14 protein-coding genes and 2 pseudogenes are annotated in these 17,328 nt (G+C 69.8%); 11 read left to right on the forward strand and 5 right to left on the reverse strand.

Translation table 11 applies throughout. The features are described 5' to 3' along the window. The first annotated feature begins 6 nt into the window (after positions 1–6). The 4 genes and pseudogenes from H0I39_RS15345 to H0I39_RS15360 all read left to right on the forward strand — a co-directional run bounded on the left by H0I39_RS15345 (position 7) and on the right by H0I39_RS15360 (position 3,138). On the forward strand, positions 7–342 hold the full coding sequence (locus tag H0I39_RS15345; protein WP_180551067.1) for a YbaB/EbfC family nucleoid-associated protein: 336 nt from the start codon (positions 7–9) through the stop codon (positions 340–342). A gap of 157 nt (positions 343–499) precedes the next feature. Beyond that, positions 500–1,089: pseudogene (gene recR, locus H0I39_RS15350) on the forward strand (recombination mediator RecR). Positions 1,090–1,328: 239 nt separating this feature from the next. Next, a complete protein-coding gene (locus H0I39_RS15355; RefSeq protein ID WP_180551068.1) occupies positions 1,329–1,751 on the forward strand; it encodes an MAPEG family protein in 423 nt (140 codons plus the stop codon). Between the two features lie 370 nt (positions 1,752–2,121). Beyond that, entirely contained in the window at positions 2,122–3,138 is a 1,017-nt protein-coding gene (locus tag H0I39_RS15360; protein WP_257646189.1) for an ABC transporter substrate-binding protein, read from the forward strand. A 597-nt stretch (positions 3,139–3,735) separates the two neighbouring features. Here the strand turns inward: H0I39_RS15360 and H0I39_RS15365 are convergent. Together H0I39_RS15365 and gloB are read right to left on the reverse strand one after the other, a co-directional pair. Continuing rightward, positions 3,736–5,091 carry a transglycosylase SLT domain-containing protein gene (locus H0I39_RS15365; RefSeq protein WP_307776825.1) on the reverse strand — a complete coding sequence of 452 codons (1,356 nt, stop codon included), beginning with the start codon at positions 5,089–5,091 and terminating at the stop codon, positions 3,736–3,738. Next, a complete protein-coding gene (gene gloB, locus H0I39_RS15370) occupies positions 5,088–5,858 on the reverse strand; it encodes a hydroxyacylglutathione hydrolase (RefSeq protein WP_180551069.1) in 771 nt (256 codons plus the stop codon). The genes H0I39_RS15365 and gloB overlap by 4 nt, the downstream gene beginning before the upstream one ends. A 372-nt stretch (positions 5,859–6,230) precedes the next feature. Between gloB and H0I39_RS24225 the strand changes: the two are divergent. The 5 genes and pseudogenes from H0I39_RS24225 to H0I39_RS15395 form a co-directional block, all read left to right on the forward strand. Next, positions 6,231–6,464, forward strand: a pseudogene (locus tag H0I39_RS24225) (class I SAM-dependent methyltransferase); the annotation flags it as partial. 435 nt (positions 6,465–6,899) lie between these two features. Continuing rightward, positions 6,900–7,325 carry a ribonuclease HI gene (rnhA, locus tag H0I39_RS15380; RefSeq protein ID WP_373368346.1) on the forward strand — a complete coding sequence of 142 codons (426 nt, stop codon included), beginning with the start codon at positions 6,900–6,902 and terminating at the stop codon, positions 7,323–7,325. 389 nt (positions 7,326–7,714) lie between these two features. Next, complete coding sequence (locus H0I39_RS15385; protein WP_180551070.1) at positions 7,715–8,965, forward strand: efflux RND transporter periplasmic adaptor subunit; 1,251 nt, start codon at positions 7,715–7,717, stop codon at positions 8,963–8,965. Positions 8,966–8,977: 12 nt separating this feature from the next. Continuing rightward, entirely contained in the window at positions 8,978–12,064 is a 3,087-nt protein-coding gene (locus H0I39_RS15390; protein ID WP_180551071.1) for an efflux RND transporter permease subunit, read from the forward strand. A gap of 205 nt (positions 12,065–12,269) precedes the next feature. After that, positions 12,270–12,932, forward strand: a complete 663-nt coding sequence (locus H0I39_RS15395; protein WP_180551072.1) for an O-methyltransferase — start codon at positions 12,270–12,272, stop codon at positions 12,930–12,932. Positions 12,933–12,968: 36 nt separating this feature from the next. Here H0I39_RS15395 and H0I39_RS15400 read toward each other — a convergent pair whose 3' ends face one another. The 3 genes from H0I39_RS15400 to H0I39_RS22450 form a co-directional block, all read right to left on the reverse strand. Continuing rightward, positions 12,969–13,289 (reverse strand): DUF3147 family protein, encoded by a 321-nt coding sequence (locus tag H0I39_RS15400; protein ID WP_307776826.1) that lies wholly within the window; start codon positions 13,287–13,289, stop codon positions 12,969–12,971. Positions 13,290–13,561: 272 nt separating this feature from the next. Further along, positions 13,562–15,097, reverse strand: a complete 1,536-nt coding sequence (locus tag H0I39_RS15405) for a PHA/PHB synthase family protein (RefSeq protein ID WP_257645821.1) — start codon at positions 15,095–15,097, stop codon at positions 13,562–13,564. Beyond that, the gene (locus H0I39_RS22450; protein ID WP_257645822.1) at positions 15,064–15,381 is read right to left on the reverse strand and encodes a poly-beta-hydroxybutyrate polymerase N-terminal domain-containing protein; all 318 of its coding nucleotides are present in this window, start codon (positions 15,379–15,381) and stop codon (positions 15,064–15,066) included. The genes H0I39_RS15405 and H0I39_RS22450 overlap by 34 nt, the downstream gene beginning before the upstream one ends. A gap of 323 nt (positions 15,382–15,704) precedes the next feature. On the opposite strand from H0I39_RS22450, the gene H0I39_RS22455 reads away from it, so the two are divergent. Together H0I39_RS22455 and H0I39_RS22460 are read left to right on the forward strand one after the other, a co-directional pair. Then, positions 15,705–16,589 (forward strand): phenylacetate--CoA ligase family protein, encoded by an 885-nt coding sequence (locus tag H0I39_RS22455; RefSeq protein ID WP_257645823.1) that lies wholly within the window; start codon positions 15,705–15,707, stop codon positions 16,587–16,589. Then, on the forward strand, positions 16,517–17,104 hold the full coding sequence (locus H0I39_RS22460; protein ID WP_257645824.1) for a phenylacetate--CoA ligase family protein: 588 nt from the start codon (positions 16,517–16,519) through the stop codon (positions 17,102–17,104). Before H0I39_RS22455 ends, H0I39_RS22460 begins: the two co-directional genes overlap by 73 nt. Positions 17,105–17,328: the final 224 nt, after the last annotated feature.

The following is a 17,328-nucleotide window of genomic DNA, read 5'->3' on the forward strand; positions in this document are numbered from 1 at the left end:
GAACCGATGTTCAACAAAGGACAACTCGCCGGCCTGATGAAACAGGCCCAGGCCATGCAGGACAACCTGAAGAAGGCGCAGGACGAACTGGCGCTGATGGAAGTGGAGGGCGAATCCGGCGCCGGCCTGGTGAAAGTGCTGATGACCGCCAAGCACGACGTCAAGCGCGTCACCATCGACCCCAGCCTGCTGGCGGACGACAAGGACATGCTGGAAGACCTGGTCGCCGCCGCCTTCAACGCCGCCGTGCGCAAGGCCGAGGAACTGTCGGCCGAGAAGATGGGCAAGCTGATGCCGGCGGGCATGCCGGGGATGCCACCGGGGATGAAGTTCCCGTTCTAAACAAGGTACATCCCCTGAGGCGCTGAAGCGCCTTCCCCTTCTCTCTTCGGGAAGGGGACAACGCCAGCGGCCGGCGCAGGTCCGTCCGCGGCGTTCGCTGGCACGGCCTGCTCCGCGGCCATTCGACCTGCAGCGTGATGGCATATCCTCCAACGTGATGAGCGACACCCACAGCCTCGACACCCTGATCCAGTCGCTGCGGCGCCTGCCGGGGTGGGCGTGCGCTCGGCGCAGCGCATGGCGTTCCACCTGCTGCAGCACGACCGCGAGGGCGCGCAGCTGCTGGCGCGATCATTGCAGGACGCGGTGGCCAACGTGCGCCATTGCGCGCTGTGCCACACCTTCACCGAGGGCGAGGTGTGCGACACCTGCCTGGACGAACGGCGCGATGCCACCAAGCTGTGCGTGGTCGAGACGCCCGCCGACCAGGCGGCGCTGGAGCGCACGGCGGCCTTCAAGGGGCGCTACTTCGTGCTCATGGGCAAGCTCAGCCCGCTCGATGGAGTGGGCCCACGCGACATCGGCGTGCATAAGCTGATCGAGCGCGCCAGCGATGGCGTGGTGCAGGAGGTGATCCTGGCCACCAACTTCACGGCCGAGGGCGAGGCGACGGCGCACGTGATCGGCCAGGCGCTGAAGAGCCGCGGCCTGACGGTGACGCGCCTGGCGCGTGGCGTGCCGGCCGGCAGCGAGCTGGAGTACGTCGACCTGGGCACCATCGCCCACGCGCTGGTGGACCGGCGCTGACGGCGCGGCACAACCAACTGTTTTTGCTTGATGATCAGGAAGTCTCAGGCAGCGTTGTGGGAGCGGGCTGGCCCGCGATGAGGCGTTTCGTCGCCACCCACGCTGGATCGCGGGCAAGCCCGCTCCCACACAGCGGATGCGGTCCGCGCGTCATCGGAGACTTCTCGATAGTCAATTTGTTTTTGATAGCTGTCGGCGCTTGCCAGCAAAGCGCTGCGGCCCGTTTTCATTCAATCGTCATGACCGCTGCCCACGTTCCCGCTTTCAGCATCGCCCATTGGTGCATCCTCATCGCCGCGCTGCTGCCGCTGCTGTGTTCGTTCATTGCCAAGTGGGGCCAGCTGGGCAGGCCGCGCAGCCAGGGCGGTTACGACAACGCCGACCCGCGCGGCTGGCTGGCGCGGCAGGGCGACTGGCGCGCCCGGGCCAACGCGGCGCAGGCCAACAGCTTCGAGGGGCTGCCGTTCTTCATCGGCGCGGTGCTGGCGGCGCTGCAGCTGGGGGCGCCGCAGGCGCGCGTCGATCTGCTGGCGCTGCTGTACGTGCTGCTGCGGCTGGGCTTCATCATCACTTACGTCGGCGGCCTGGCCACGCTGCGCAGCGCGGTGTGGGGGCTGGCCTTCGCGGTCAACGTGGCGATCCTGTTCCAGGGCTGGCGTTGATCGGGTATGGCGCGCTGTGCGCCATATACTCCCCATATAGTTGGCTTGCAGCGCCTGTTATAAGGGCGTTGAATTCATATACTCCCTATTTTTCGGTGATCCAGACGCTGCAGGATGCAACCAGCAGGCTGCTGCCCGCGGCTGCGCCATTGCGCGCCGGGCAGTGACATGCGATGCGCATGCGCGCCGAATCACCTGCGCGACAGGTTCTAAGCACTAACCCGATTCGGGCTCGACCCGATGCCGGCATGGGTGCCTTGGGCTACCGTCAGGTAGTTGCCGAAGCCATGCCCACCCCTGTATTCGTCCCCCACTGGTTCCTGATCTGTCGCGCCGCCAGTGGCTGTGGGGCGCTGCGGCGGCGGCGCTGCTGGGCCAGGGCCTTGCCCACGCCCAACAGCGGCCTGAAAAACCCCGGCTCACCCTGGCCCTCGGCGGCAAGACCGCGCTGTACTACCTGCCGCTGACCATTGCCGAGCAACTCAAGTACTTCAGCGCCGAAGGGCTGGAGGTGGACCTGCAGGACCACGCCGGCGACAGCCTGGCGCAGCAGGCGCTGCTGCAGGGCCAGGCCGATCTGGCCGCAGGCGGGTTCGAGCGCGTGATCCTGCTGCGCCAGCACGGTGTCAACTGCCGCGCCTTCGCCGCGCTGGGGCGCGCGCCGCAGCTGGTGTTCGCGGTCAATGCGCGCACGCTGCCGAACTTCAAGCACCTGGTGCAGCTCAAGGGCCGGCGCGTTGGCGTGACGGCCCTGGAGGCCACCAGCCACTGGTTCGCGCGCATGCTGCTGGCGCGCGCTGGCGTGTCGCCGGCCGATGTGGAGTTCGTCGGCGTCGGCACCTCCACCGCCGCCGTCGGCGCGCTGCGCGAGGGGCGCATCGACGCCATCTCCGACATCGACCCGGTGATGACCCAGCTCGAGCTGCGCGGCGACATCCGCGTGGTGGCCGACACGCGCTCGCTGCGCGGCACGCAGGAGCTGTACGGCGGGCCCATGCCGGGCGGCTGCGTCTATGCGCCGCAGGCGTTCGTGGTGCGTTACCCGAACACCGTGCAGGCCGTCGCCAATGCGGTGGTGCGGGCGCTGAAGTGGCTGCAGACGGCCGGCCCCAGCGACATAGTGCGTGCCGTGCCCGAGTCCTACATGTACGGCGACCGCGCCATCTACCTGGCGGCGCTGGAGAAGGCGCGCGAGGCGCTGTCGCCCGATGGCATGGCGGCCGAAGAAGGCGTGGCCACGGCGCACCGGGTGGTGGCGCAGTACCCCAATGGCAGCGCTGCCGTGCGTTCGCAGGCGCCGGGAACCACCTACACCAACGATTTCGCGCGGCGCGCCAAGGCGAAGTTCCAGGTGTCCGGCCTGTCGCGCGACGCGACCGGGGCCTGACGCGACAACCCGCTCAGGAACACAAGCGCTGTCCGGGCCGCTTGGTCATCAGTAAGTCTCCGATGACGCGCGGCCCTCATCCGCTGTGTGGGAGCGGGCTTGCCCGCGATGAGGCGCCTCGTCGCCAACAACGCTTGATCGCCGGCAAGCCCCTCCGCCACGCTGTCTGAGGCTTGTCGGCAGGGCGTGTCATCCAACGAAAGCCCACCCTTCGGGCCGCGCCTGGCGCTACAGCCTGACACGTGCTGCGGCGCGCGCCGCAATCAGCGCCGGGTGTTGTTGGCCTTGGCCTTGGCGGCGGCTTTCGGCGCCGCCTTGGCGCTGCCGGTCCTGGCCACGGGCTTCTTGCCGGCGGCGGGCTGCGCGCGTGCGGGGCTGCCTTCTTGTGGGCGCGGCGGTCGGCGCTGTCGCGGCCCTTGGCGGCGCGGGTGCTGCCGGCCTTGCCCTTGGGTGCCTGTTCGGCGCGCGCGTTGCCGCGCGCCGACGAGCGCGCAGCGCGGCTTTCGCCGCGCTCGCTGCGTGCCGTTTCGGCGTTGTCGCGGGCCGCGGCGGCGCTGGCGCGCACCGGCAGGTACAGCACCACGGCCTGGCCGCGCTTCAGGCCGGCGCGCGCGCCCATCTTGTTCCAGCCGGCCACGGTGGCGGCGGGCAGGTCGTAGCGCGCGGCGATGGTGGCGATGGAATCGCCCCGGCGCGCGCGCTGGTGCGGCGCAGCACGATCTCGGGCGTGTAGGCCAGGCGCGCGTTGTTCACCACATGCTCGGCCACGGCGCCGGCGCCCTGGCCGTTGCGGCGCACCAGCACGGTGGAGCCGCTCTTGATCACCATGCCGCGCGGGATGTTGTTCATCTCGCGGAAGTCGTCCTCGTTCATGCCGAAGCGGCTGGCGACCTCGCGCGAGGGCAGGTTGGACGGCGCCACCCAGGCCGTCCACGAGGCCAGCGAGCCCGGCGCGGCGGCCGCCAGGTTCTTCTTGAAGATGTCGGCGTTGTTCCACGGCAGCAGGATCTGCGGCGTGCCGGTGGCGAAGATGACCGGCTTGCGCTGCGACGGGTTGAGCGCGCGGAAGTCCTCCAGTCGCACGTCGGCCAGGCGCGCGGCGGTTTCAACGTCGATGTCGTTCGTGATGTCGACGGTGTCGAAGAACGGGTGGTTCTCGATCAGCGGCAGCACGCTGCCGAACTGCTGCGGGCTGGCGATGATGTTCTTCACCGCCTGCAGCTTGGGCACGTAGTTGCGTGTCTCGGCGGGCATGTTCAGGTCGTTGTAGCCGGTGCCCAGGCCGGCGGCCTGGTTGCGCTCGATGGCGCGCCGGACGTTGCCCTGGCCCCAGTTGTAGGCGGCCAGCGCCAGGTGCCAGTCGCCGAACATGTCGTGCAGCTTCTGCAGGTAGTCGAGCGCGGCGCGGGTCGAATCCAGCACGTTGCGCCGGTCGTCGCGGAAGATGGTCTGGCGCAGCTGGAAGTCGCGCCCCGTGGCCGGCATGAACTGCCACATGCCCGCCGCCTTGGCGCTGCTGACGGCCTGCGGGTTGAACGCCGATTCGATGTAGGGCAGCAGCGCCAGCTCGGTCGGCATGCCGCGCAGCTCCAGCTCTTCGACGATGTGGAAGATGTACAGGCGCGAGCGGTCGACCATGCGCTCGATGTAGTCGGGCCGCGTGCTGTACCACTGCTCGTGGCGCTGCACCAGCTCGCCCTCCAAGTCGGGCATGGCGAAGCCGCGGCGCACGCGGTCCCACAGGTCGGCCGGTGCCTCGACCGACTGCACGCGGCTGCCCTGCAGCTCGGACACCGTCACCGCCGGCATCTCGCCCGCGCCACGCACCGGGCCGCTGGTGGTGGCCACGGGCGAGCCGGGTTCGGCGCTGCTGTCGGGGGTTGATCCGGGCGCGGCGCAGCCGGCCACGATGGCGACGCTGGCGGACAGCGCCAGTCCTTGGTACCACTTCATCTGAATTCGTTCTTCCATTCGCGAAGCGCGGCGAACACCGCCACGTCGCCGGTTGCTGAAGGTGTGCGCGCCTGCACCGCCTGGGTGACGGCGGGTTCGCGGCTGCGCAGGAAAGGATTGATCGCCCGCTCGGTGCCGATGCTGGACGGCAGCGTGGGCTGGCCGGCTTCGCGCAACTGCTGGCAGTGGCGCTGGTAGTCGGCCAGCACGCGGTTGCCGGGCTCCACCGCGCAGGCAAAGCGCAGGTTGCCGAGCGTGTATTCGTGCGCGCAGCACACCCGCGTGTCGGCCGGCAGGGCGGCCAGCGTGTCGAGCGAGGCCAGCATCTGCGCCGGCGTGCCCTCGAAGATGCGGCCGCAGCCGCCCGAGAACAGCGTGTCGCCGCAGAACAGCAGCGGCGCGCCAGCCACGGCGTCGGCAAAGTAGGCGATGTGCCCGGCCGTGTGGCCCGGCACGTCGATGACGCGAAAGCGGATGCCCAGCGCCTGCACTTCATCGCCACCGTGCAGCGGGGTGAAGGGCTCGGGGATGCGCTCGCGCGCCGGGCCGAACACCTGCGCGCCAGTGGCAGCCCGCAGTTCGGCCACGCCGCCGGTGTGATCGCCGTGGTGGTGCGTGACTAGAATGCTGGCCAGTTGCAGCCCCCGCTGGTCGAGCGCCGCGCGCACCGGCGCGGCATCCCCAGGGTCCACCACCAAGGCTTGCTGGCCGTCGTGCAACAACCAGAAGTAGTTGTCGTCGAAGGCGGGCAGTGCGATCAAATCCATGAGCAAGGGATTATAAAAACCAATGCCACTGCCCCGGCCTGTGCAACCCATCTTTACATCGTTGTCGCTCCAGGCGATGCGCTGGTCGGTGCGCCGGCAACGGGGCTGCGCAGCAAGCCCCTCCGATGGCCGCGGCGCAGGCCACGCCGGAACGCCGTGGCCGGGGTCCCCGGCCGCCGGCGTTGTCCCCCTCGGGGAAGCCGCGCCAGCGGCACAGGGGGCATGGTCCTTCATGAGTGGTTCCAGACCCCGCCCGGCCAGTACTTGCTGGACTGGGAGCGCGCGCAGTTCGACGCCGCGCTGGTGGACGTGTTCGGCTACCACGCGCTGCAGATCGGCCTGCCCGACATTGACGCGCTGGCCGCCAACCGCATGCCGCACCGCTGGCTGGCGCTGACCACGCCGCCGACCGGCCCGGCGCCCGCCGCTGCGCCGCCGCCGCCCGACGGCGGCGAGCCCCGCCGCATCGCCCTGGTCACCGACAGCGCCGCGCTGCCCTTTGCCGAAGCCAGCCTCGACCTGGTGGTGCTGCCGCACACGCTGGAGCTGAGCCCCGACCCGCACGCCACGCTGCGCGAGGTGCAGCGCGTGCTGGTGCACGAGGGCAAGGTGGCCATTGCGGGCCTCAACCCCGCCAGCCTGTGGGGCCTGCGCCAGTACCGCGCGCACCTGTACCGCAGCATGGGCGGCGGCCGCCTGTACCTGCCCGACGCGGGCCAGTTCATCGGCCACTGGCGCCTGCGCGACTGGCTGCGGCTGCTGGATTTCGAGCTGGAAGGCGTCAGCTTCGGCTGCTGGCGGCCGGCGGTGCGCAGCGCCCGCAGCCTGGCGCGCTTTGCCTGGATGGACGGGCTGGGCCAGCGCTGGTGGCCGGTCTTCGGCGCCGGCTACTTCATGGTGGCCGTCAAGCGCAGCCACGGCCCCAAGCTGGTGGGCGCGCACTGGAAGGCCGCGCCGGTAGCCGCGGGTGCTCCTGTATCAATAGCTAACCGCGCCCGCCGTGCGGCCGCGAAACCGAAAAAGACCTTGAATCGCATTGAGATGTTCACCGACGGCGCCTGCAAGGGCAACCCCGGCCCCGGCGGCTGGGGCGTGCTGCTGCGCCACGGCACCACCGAGAAGGAACTGTTCGGCGGCGAGCCGCTGACCACCAACAATCGCATGGAGCTGACCGCCGTCATCGAGGGCCTGCAGGCGCTCAAGCGCCCGTGCGAGGTCGACCTGTACCTGGACAGCCAGTACGTGCGTCAGGGCATCACCGAATGGATTGCCGGCTGGAAGGCCAAGGGCTGGCGCACGGCAGCCAAGCAGCCGGTGAAGAACGTCGACCTGTGGCAGAAGCTGGATGCGCTGGTGAGCGGCGGGCCGCACCGCATCCACTGGCACTGGGTGCGCGGCCACGCGGGGCACGAGGGCAACGAGCGTGCAGACGAGTTGGCCAACCGCGGCGTGCCGGCGCTGCGCTGATCGTGAACCTGCCGGATGGGCCGGCAGTCTCAGCCAGCGTTGTAGGAGCGGGCTTGCCCGCGATGGGGCGCCTCGTCGCTGCGAACGCTTGATCGCGGGCAAGCCCGCTCCCACACAGCGGGTGCGACCCGCGCTTCATCCGAGACTTTTGGATGAACAAGAAAAATGATAGCTGCTTGCGCCTTATATCAAATGATTTCAGATAGATTCACATCTGAAATCCAATCAGAACGTGCGCAAGCAGCTCCTTTTATTGAAGTGAACCCGCCCGATCCCGCACGCCGGCGGTGCCGTTCCACGGGTCTTTGCCAACAGCGCAAACCGCTGGGCGATGCTACATTTTGAGATGGTCGGCGCCGCCGTGGCGCCACAGCAGTTCTGACCTCGTTTTGAAGCGCTCCACCACCCTCATCGCCGTCGTTGCCCTGGCCGGTGCCCTTGGCGCTGCCTGGTGGTTTCAACGCCCGTCCGCTGCACCGCAGGCGCCACCGGCGCCGGCCCGCGCCGGCGGCCCCGGCGCGCCGGGCGGCGGCGCGGGCGCACCGGTGGTGGAGAGCACGCTGGCGCGCCTGCAGCCGCTGAGCGAGCAGATCGAAGCCGTCGGCTCGCTGCGCTCGCGCCAGGGCACCATGGTGCGGGCCGAGGTGGGTGGGCGTGTCACGCAGATCAACTTCCGCGACGGCCAGCGCATTCGCCGCGGCCAGCTGCTGGTGCAGCTCGACGACCGGCTGCAGCGCGCGCAGGTGCAGCAGGCGCAGGCCGAGCTGTCCATCGCCCAGGCCAACCACAAGCGCAACAGCGAGCTGGTGGCGCAGGGCTTCATCAGCCAGCGCGGCGTGGATGAAAGCGCTGCCGCCGTGCAGGTGGCCCAGGCCAGGGCCGAGCTGGCCCGCGCCACCGCCGCGCGCCTGCGGGTGCTGGCGCCGTTCGACGGCGTGGCGGGGCTGCGCAACATCAGCGTGGGCGACTACCTCAAGGAAGGCTCGGACATCGTCAACCTGGAAGACATGGCCGCCATGTACGTCGACTTCCGCCTGCCCGAACGCCTGCAGGCGCGCGTGCGGCCGGGCCAGTCGGCGCGCGTGCAGGTCGAGGCGCTGCCCGACCGCGCCTTCGCCGCCGTGGTGCAGGCGGTCGATCCGCAGATCGACGCCGACGGCCGCAGCCTCAATGTGCGCGGCTGCATCGACAACCGGCTGCTGCAGCTGCGCCCCGGCATGTTTGCGCGCGTCAACACGCGCCTGGGCGACGACCGGCCCGCGCTGATGGTGCCCGAGGAGGCCATCGTCTCGCAGGGCGGGCGCCAGAGCGTGATCCGCCTGCTGCGCGCCGAGGGCAAGGACGGCCAGCCGGGCTGGACCAGCCAGCGCGCGGACGTGCAGACCGGCACCCGGCTGGCGGGGCAGGTGGAGATCGTGCGCGGCCTGGCCGACGGCGACCGCATCGTCACCGCTGGCCAGCAGCGCATTCAGCGCGATGGCGCGCCGGTGCGCCTGGCCGAGCCGCCCGCCAACGGCGCGCCCGATGGCGCGGCGCCGGCCGCCAGCGCGGCCGCCGCGGCACAGCCGGCCGTGGCCGCGCTGCCCTGGGCCGAAACGGCGGCCGGCCCCGGCCCGTGCGGCGCCGTCGCCGCGCGCTGACCGGCACCCGCCATGCAGCTGGCCGAAGTCTCCATCCGCCGCCCGGTGTTCGCCACCGTGCTGTCGCTGCTGATTCTGCTGATCGGCGCGGTGAGCTACACGCGGCTGGCGGTGCGCGAATACCCCAAGATCGACGAGCCGGTGGTGACGGTGCGCGTGCACTACGGCGGCGCCTCGGCCGAGGTGATCGAGACGCAGGTCACCAAGCCGCTGGAGGATTCGATCGCCGGCATCGACGCGGTGGACGTGCTGACCTCCATCAGCCGCCCCGAGGATTCGCAGATCAGCGTGCGCTTCCGGCTCGAGAAGGATGCCGACACCGCCGCCGCCGAGGTGCGCGACCGCGTCTCGCGCGTGCGCAACCGGCTGCCGCAGGCCATCGACGAGCCGGTCATCGCCAAGGTCGAGGCGGATGCATTTCCGGTCATCTGGCTGGCGTTTTCCAGCGACACGCGCTCGCGGCTGGAGATCAACGACCTGGTCAACCGCATCGTCAAGGCGCGCCTGCAGACGGTGACCGGCGTGGCCGATGTGCGCATCTTCGGCGAGCGCAAGTTCGCCATGCGCGTGTGGCTCGACGCCGACAAACTGGCCGCCTTCCGCCTGACCACGCAGGACGTGGAAGACGCCATCCGGCGCCAGAACCTTGAGCTGCCGGCCGGCCGCATCGAATCGCAGCAGCGCGAGTTCTCGGTCGTCTCGCAGACCGACCTGACGACGCCGGCGCAGTTCAGCGACGTGGTGGTGAAGACGGTGAACGGTTTTCCGGTGCGCATCCGTGACGTCGGCCGGGTGGAGGAGGGCGCCGCCGACGAGCGCAGCGCGGTGCGGCTGAACGGCCGCTCGGCCATCTCGGCCGGCGTGATCCGCCAGACCACGGCCAACCCGCTGGAGCTGTCGAAGGGCGTGCGCGCCATGCTGCCGCGCCTGCAGGAGGATTTGCCGCCCGACGTGAAGATCGACATCGCCAACGACAACTCGGTGTTCATCGACCGCGCGGTGAAAAGCGTCTACACCACCATTGCCGAGGCGGTGGCGCTGGTGGCGCTGGTGATCTTCGTGTTCCTGCGCACGGTGCGCGCGTCCATCATTCCCATCGTCACCATCCCGGTCAGCCTGATCGGCTCGTTTGCGCTGATGCAGTTGGCGGGCTTCTCGATCAACACGTTGACGCTGCTGGCGCTGGTGCTGGCCATCGGCCTGGTGGTGGACGACGCCATCGTGATGCTGGAGAACATCTACCGCCACATCGAGGAGGGCATGGCGCCGTTTGCCGCCGCCATCCACGGTGCGCGCGAGATCGGCTTTGCCATCGTCGCCATGACGCTCACGTTGGCGGCGGTGTATGCGCCGCTGGCCTTCACGCCCGGGCGCACGGGGCGGCTGTTCGTCGAATTCGCACTGGCGCTGGCCGGCGCCGTGGTGGTGTCGGGCTTCGTGGCGCTCACGCTGTCACCCATGATGTGTTCGCTGCTGCTCAGGCACAACCCCAAGCCCAACTGGTTCGACCGCAGCATGGAGCGCTGGCTCACCGCGTTGGCCAACGGCTACGGCCGCCTGCTGCGCCGCGTGCTGACGGGCTGGCGCTGGCTGGTGGTGGGGGTGATGGCGGCCTGTGCGGTGGGCATCGCGCTGATCTACCCCAACATGCGGCAGGAGCTGTCGCCGCTGGAAGACCGCGGCGTGATCCTGGCCAACGTCAACGCGCCCGATGGCGCCACGCTGGAGTTCACCGACCGCTACGCGCGCCGGCTGGAGGAGATCGGCCAGCAATACCCCGAGTTCGACCGCATCTTCGCCAACATCGGCAACCCCACCGTGTCGCAGGGCAGCGTGGTGTACCGCGCGGTGGACTGGAGCGAGCGCAGCCGCTCCACGCTCGACATCGCGCGCGAGCTGCAGCCCAAGTTCAACCAGCTGGCGGGCATCAACGCCTTTCCGGTCACGCCGCCCTCGCTGGGGCAGGGCTTTCGCGAGCGGCCGGTCAACTTCGTGGTGCAGACTTCCGACAGCTACGAGAACCTCAACCGCGTGATGCGCCAGCTGATGGACGAGGTGGCGAAGAACCCCGGCTTCGTGGCACCCGACGTGGACTTGCGGCTGTCGAAACCGGAGCTGCGCATCGAGGTCGACCGCGAGCGCGCCGCCGACCTGGGCGTCAGCGTTGATGCCGTGGCGCGTGCCATCGAGACCATGCTGGGCGGCCGCCAGGTCACGCGCTACAAGCGCGATGCCGAGCAGTACGACGTCATCGTGCAGACTGCCGCCAGCGGCCGCAGCACGCCGGAGGACATCGACCGCATCCAGCTGCGCGCGCGCGGCGACGTGATGGTGCCGCTGTCGGCGCTGGTGAAGGTGCACGAAAGCGTGTCGCCGCGCGAGCTGAACCACTTCGGCCAGCGCCGCTCGGCCACGCTCACCAGCAATCTGGCGCCCGACTATTCGCTGGGCGAGGCGCTGGCCTTCCTCGACACCACGGCGGGCCAGGTGCTGAAGCCGGGCTACACCACCGACCTGAACGGCATCTCGCGCGAGTTCCGCAGTTCGCAGGGCGCGCTGGTCATCGTGTTCGTGCTGGCGCTGCTGTTCATCTTCCTGGTGCTGGCGGCACAGTTCGAGAGCTTCGTCGATCCGCTCATCATCATGTTCTCGGTGCCGCTGTCGATGATCGGCGCGCTGCTGGCGTTGCGGGCCACGGGCGGCTCGATCAACGTGTATTCACAGATCGGGCTGATCACACTGGTGGGGCTGGTGACCAAGCACGGCATCCTGATCGTCGAATTCACCAACCAGCTGCGCCAGCGTGGCGAGCCGATGCTGGAGGCCTTGATCCACGCCAGCGCCCAGCGCCTGCGCCCCATCCTCATGACCACGGGCGCCATGGTGCTGGGCGCGGTGCCGCTGGCGCTGGCCACCGGCGCGGGGGCTGAAAGCCGCCGCCAGATCGGCTGGGTGATCGTGGGCGGCATGAGCATCGGCACGCTGCTGACGATCTTCGTGGTGCCGACCATGTACGCACTGCTGGCGCGCCAGCGCGTGCCCGGCGCCAGGACCACCCCGGTCGAGTCGCCACACGCCGAGCCGGCGCACGGCGGCTGATGTTGCTTCAATAAATATAGCTTCCAGCGCCCGCCAGATGGCGCCTGGAGGCTGATTTGGCCCTCAACCTCTGTGGGAGCGGCCTTGGCCGCGATGGCGGCATCGCCGCCTCTCGATGGCCTGCTGCCGGTACCTCGGCACCGACGTGTCGAGAGGGAGGCGGGGTATGCTCATCGCCATGTCCCAGCCTGCCGGAGCCCACGCCATGAAGTCCCATCGCCGCCTGTTCCTCTCCGCCGCCGCTGCCACGCTGGCGCTGCCCGCTTGGGCGCGAGACGCCGCACCCACGGCCGGCCCTGCGCTGGACGCGCGCGTGCAGGCCTTCCTGGACAGCAAGCGCGGCGAGTGGCGGCGGGGCGTGAACCTGTGGAACGTGCCCGAGGGCGGCGCGCGGGTGATGCACGACCTGGTGGTGCAGCGCGGCCACCGCCGCATCCTGGACATCGGCACCTCTACCGGGCACAGCGCGCTGTGGCTGGCCTGGGCCGCCAGCAAGACGGGCGGGCGCGTGACCACCATCGAAATCGACCCCGGCCGCCACGCCGAGGCGCTGCGCAACTTCCGCGAGGCGGGGCTGGACGGCTTCATCGACGCCCGGCTGGGCGATGCGCATGAACTGGTGAAGCAGCTGCCGGGGCCGTGGGACTTCGTGTTCCAGGATGCCGACAAGGACTGGTCGCTGAACTACTGGAATGCGCTGAAGGACAAGCTGAGCCCGCGCGCCTGCTACGCGGTGGACCACGTGATGCACTCGCGCTCGCCGGGCATCCGCGGCTTCGTCGAATCGGCGCAGGGCGACGCGCGCTTCGAGCACCGCGTGCACGACATGGGCGGGGGCGACCTGTTCGTGGTGTGCGGCAAGGGCTGAGCGCGCCTCAGAGCAGCTCGACGCCGAAGCGCCGCATCACCCACGCCAGCAGCGCGAAGCACACAACGGTAAGCACCACGCTGCCGGCCAGCGCGCCCCAGAAGCCCCGTGCCGGTGCATCAGCGGGAACAGCGCAAACATGGGCAGCGTGGCCAGCACGTACCAGAAGGTGTACCAAGCGTGGTTGGTGATGCGCTCGGCGGGCTGCTTCTCGAAGTACAGCCACAGCAGCGTGAGCACGGTGACCAGCGGCAGCGCGGCGATCAGGCTGCCGATGCGGTCGCTGCGCTTGGCGACTTCGGAGATGACCACCACCAGCGCGGCGGTGACGAGGTATTTGGTGGCGATCCAGGCCATGGCTGCGGTGATCAGGACGCGGAGGCTGCAGTGTCGCACGGTGGCCTGATGGGAACAGACTTGTGGGAGCGGGCTGGCCCGCGATGGGGCGGTGGTGCAGGGCGATGCGCCCATCGCGGGCCAGCCCGCTCCCACAAGGCGTTGCTGGCGGGCGTCGCACGGTCGGTGGCACGGCGGTTCTGAGGCGAAATCGGCTCGCAGCGCCCACCCAAAAGCGCGGGCAGCTATCTTTGCGATAGCTGTCCGCGCCGCTGGATCAGCGAATCGACCGCTTATTCGCCCGGGTAGCGCTGCATCACATAGGTGCCCGGCGCATCGGCCAGCGCGCGGCTGGCGGGGATGGGCTTGGCCTTGACCGGTGCCGACGAATGCCCGGCCAGCCAGCCCTGCCAGGCGGGCCACCACGAGCTTTCGCCGCGCTCGGCGGTCTGCAGCCATTCGTCGGCGCTGCGCCATTCGCCGCGCTCGGGGCGGGTGGCGATGCGGTAGTTGCGGCGCGGGTGGCCGGGCTGCGACACGATGCCGGCGTTGTGGCCGCCGCTGGTGAGCACGAAGGTGATTTCCACGTCGGTCAGCAGGTGCAGCTTGTAGACCGAGCGCCAGGGCGAGACGTGGTCGCGCTCGGTGCCCACGGCGAACACCGGCATGCGCAGGTCGTTCAGCGACACCGGCTTGCCGCCGACCTCGTAGCGGCCGTGGGCGAAGGCGTTCTTCAGGTACAGCGCCACCAGGTATTCGTGGTGCATGCGCGCCGGCAGGCGCGTGGTGTCGGCGTTCCAGGCCATCAGGTCGTTGCCCTGGTCGCGCTCGCCCATCAGGTATTCGCGCATGCGGCGCGTCCACACCAGGTCGCGCGAGTGCAGGAACTGGAACGAGCCGGCCATCTGCTTGCCGGTGAGGAAGCCCTGGCCCTTGGTCAGGTGGTCCAGCAGGTTGACCTGGCTCTCGTCGATGAACAGGCCCAGTTCGCCCGGCTCGGAGAAGTCGACCTGCGCGGCCAGCAGGCTGAGGGTCTTCAGCGCCGGCAGCTGCTCGTAGCCCTCCACGCCGCCATCGCGCGCCAGGGCCGCGGCGGCCATGGCCAGCAGCGTGCCGCCCAGGCAGTAGCCCATGGCGTGGATCTGCGGCGCGCGGGCGTCGTGGCCGACGGCGCCGATGGCGTCGAGCACGCCCATCTCCAGGTAGTCGTCCATGCTCAGCTCGCGGTCCGACTCGTCGGGGTTGCGCCACGAGATCATGTACACGGTGTGGCCCTGCTCGACCAGGTAGCGCACCATCGAGTTGTGCGGCGACAGATCGAGGATGTAGAACTTCATGATCCACGACGGCACGATCAGCACCGGCTCGGGGTGCACGGTGTCGGTCTGCGGCGCGTAGCGGATCAGCTCGATCAGGTGGTTGCGGAACACCACCTTGCCCGGCGTGGTGGCCACGTTGCCGCCCACCACGAAGCGGCCCTGGTTGGCCACGTCCTCGGCTGTGGGCACGCGCGTGAAGTCGGCCAGCCAGTTCTGCCAGCCCTTGGCCAGCGCGCCGCCGCCGCTTTCAATGGCGTTCTTCAGCACCACCGGGTTGGTGGCCAAGCGGTTGGCGGGCGACATCATGTCGAGGTACTGGCGGGCGAAGAAGTCGACCAGCGCCGTGTGGTGCTCGGTCACGCCCGGCACCTTGGCGGCCTCGCGCCAGAAGGCCTCGGCGTTGCGGAAGCCGGTGCGCCACTGGCTGAACGGCCATTGCGACCATTCCTCGGCGCGAAAGCGCGGGTCGTCGTCCTTCAGCCCTTCGCCCTGGCTGCTGCCGTCGCGCATCTGGGCGGTATCGGTTGCCAGTTGGTTGGCAGCACGGCCAGTTCCATCTGGCGGCCGGGCGAGGCGGCCAGGTGCCAGGCCCAGTCGGCAAACGCCAGGCTGAGCGCGATGGGCGACAGGTTGCCGGCCACGGGCGCCACGGCGGTCTGGATCAGGCGGTCGAGCTTCTGGGTGGGCGTTTCGTCGCTCACGCCGGCGTCGAAGGCCTCGACGCGGGACTCGTTCTGGGCCGCGCGGGCACGGCGGCGGGCGGCGCGGGCAATGGAGGGGTCGTGGCGGTCCATGGGCTTTTTCTCAGGTGATCGGGGGTGGTGTATGAATGCTGTGTCGCCGTCATGGCAATACCGTGACAGGTGCGGTCACACCGGGCTTTGACAAGCAGAATAACCCACCACATCGCCCATTCTTTGACTCGCGTCAAGGCGGAACTTCCCTGAGCGGGCAACATCAGTCCAAAAGTGGGCATGATGTGACCAAAGTCCCATGCCGGCACGACAAGGCTCCGCGCGGCATCGCGCGCGGCCGATCAGAAACAGGAGACAGACATGCCGTACCCCTTCGCACTTCGGCGGCCGTGCAGGCACGCCGGGTCGTCCCCAGGCCGCTGATGAACGCGGTGTTCGACGCCCTGAGCCTGCAGGCCGCCATGTTGGACGTGGTGGCCGCCAGCCATGCCACGCCGCGGCTGATCGGCGAGCGCCAGCAGCAGCGCCTGGTGCGCCTGCTCGAGGCCGCGCGCGCCGTGCCGGTGTACCGCGAGCGGCTGGGCAACGGCCGCCTGCGCTCGTCCGATCTCTCGCGCATGGCGCCGGTGGCCAAGCGCGAGCTGATGGACCGCTTCGACGAGTGGGTGACCCAGCCCGAACTGAAGCTGGACGAGTTGCGCGACTTCGTGTCCGATCCGGCGCGCGCCGCCGAGCCGTACCTGGACCGCTACGTGGTGTGGGAAAGCTCGGGCACCAGCGGGCAGCCGGGCATCTTCGTGCAGGACGCGCACGCCATGGCCGTGTACGACGCGCTGGAGGCCGTGCGCCACCGCCTGCCGGCGCGCGGCGGGCGCGGGCTGTTTGCCGCCTTCGCCGCCTTCGACGTGATGGGCGCCAGCGACCGCACGGCGCTGGTGACGGCCACCGGCGGGCACTTCGCGAGCGTGGTCAGCTTCGAGCGGCTGCGCCGCATCAACCCCTGGCTGGGCGCGGCGTCGCGCAGCTTCAGCCTGCTGCAGCCGGTCGATGAACTGGTGGCGGCGCTCAACGACTTTCAGCCCAGCGTGCTGGCCACCTACCCCACGGCGGCGGCGCTGCTGGCCGACGAGGCCGAGGCCGGCCGCCTGCGCATCAGCCCGCGCTGCGTGGTGACCGGGGCGAAACCCTGGGCAAGGCGGTGCGCCAGCGCATCGCCCAGGTGGCGGGCTGCCAAGTGCGCAACAGCTATGGCGCGTCGGAGTTCCTGCCGCTGGCCTGGGAGTGCGCACACGGCCACCTGCACGTGAACGAGGACTGGGCGCTGCTGGAGCCGGTGGACGAGAAGCTGCGGCCGCTGCCCGCCGGCGTGCGATCGCACAGCGTGCTGCTCACCAACCTGGCCAACCTGGTGCAGCCGCTGATCCGCTACGACCTGGGCGACCAGGTCACCTTCACCGGCCAGCGCTGCGCCTGCGGCTCGGCCCTGCCGGTGATCGAGGTGGAAGGCCGCAGCGACGACGTGATGCAGGTGCCCAGCCAGCGCAAGGGCCAGAAGGTGAGCCTGTTGCCACTGGCGCTGTGCACCGTGGTGGAGGAAGAGTGCGGCCTGTTCGACTTCCAGCTGCAGCAGCAGGGGCCGAGCACGCTGGTGCTGCGCATTCCCCTGCGCGGCGAGGCCGCCGAAGCCGCCATCGGCCGCTGCCGCGACGCGCTGCAGCACTTCGCGCTGCTGCAGGGCGCCGAGCCCATCCGCGTGCTGGGCGAGCCCGGCTGCGATGTGCCGCGCGGGCGCAGCGGCAAGGCCTGCCGCGTGGCGCTTTGACAAGCTGGGGCGTCTCGCGCACGGTGCTCAATGAAGTTGCGCCACCGCGTGACTCTCCGTCGCCACCCGCAGGGGGAGAGGGCAGGGGTGAGGGGGCGCCGCCGCAGGTGGCGCAAGAAGCGCCCCAACCACCCTCATCCCAACCCTCTCCCGCCAGCGGGAGAGGGGTACTTGCGTTGAAGTCCAATGCTTCTGAATTGATAGTGGTTGGCGCTTGTCCAGTC

Origin of the sequence: Ottowia beijingensis (assembly GCF_013423955.1) — a bacterium.
GTDB lineage: Bacteria > Pseudomonadota > Gammaproteobacteria > Burkholderiales > Burkholderiaceae_C > Ottowia > Ottowia beijingensis.

Excerpts from the sequence above, each read along its gene's own strand:
- H0I39_RS15345 (WP_180551067.1), top strand. The coding sequence starts at position 7 with ATGTTCAACAAAGGACAACTCGCCGGCCTGATGAAACAGGCCCAGGCC.
- H0I39_RS15355 (WP_180551068.1), top strand. The coding sequence starts at position 1,329 with ATGACCGCTGCCCACGTTCCCGCTTTCAGCATCGCCCATTGGTGCATC.
- H0I39_RS15365 (WP_307776825.1), bottom strand. The coding sequence starts at position 5,091 with ATGAAGTGGTACCAAGGACTGGCGCTGTCCGCCAGCGTCGCCATCGTG.
- gloB (WP_180551069.1), bottom strand. The coding sequence starts at position 5,858 with ATGGATTTGATCGCACTGCCCGCCTTCGACGACAACTACTTCTGGTTG.
- rnhA (WP_373368346.1), top strand. The coding sequence starts at position 6,900 with ATGTTCACCGACGGCGCCTGCAAGGGCAACCCCGGCCCCGGCGGCTGG.
- H0I39_RS15390 (WP_180551071.1), top strand. The coding sequence starts at position 8,978 with ATGCAGCTGGCCGAAGTCTCCATCCGCCGCCCGGTGTTCGCCACCGTG.
- H0I39_RS15395 (WP_180551072.1), top strand. The coding sequence starts at position 12,270 with ATGAAGTCCCATCGCCGCCTGTTCCTCTCCGCCGCCGCTGCCACGCTG.
- H0I39_RS15400 (WP_307776826.1), bottom strand. The coding sequence starts at position 13,289 with ATGGCCTGGATCGCCACCAAATACCTCGTCACCGCCGCGCTGGTGGTG.
- H0I39_RS15405 (WP_257645821.1), bottom strand. The coding sequence starts at position 15,097 with ATGCGCGACGGCAGCAGCCAGGGCGAAGGGCTGAAGGACGACGACCCG.
- H0I39_RS22450 (WP_257645822.1), bottom strand. The coding sequence starts at position 15,381 with ATGGACCGCCACGACCCCTCCATTGCCCGCGCCGCCCGCCGCCGTGCC.
- H0I39_RS22455 (WP_257645823.1), top strand. The coding sequence starts at position 15,705 with ATGAACGCGGTGTTCGACGCCCTGAGCCTGCAGGCCGCCATGTTGGAC.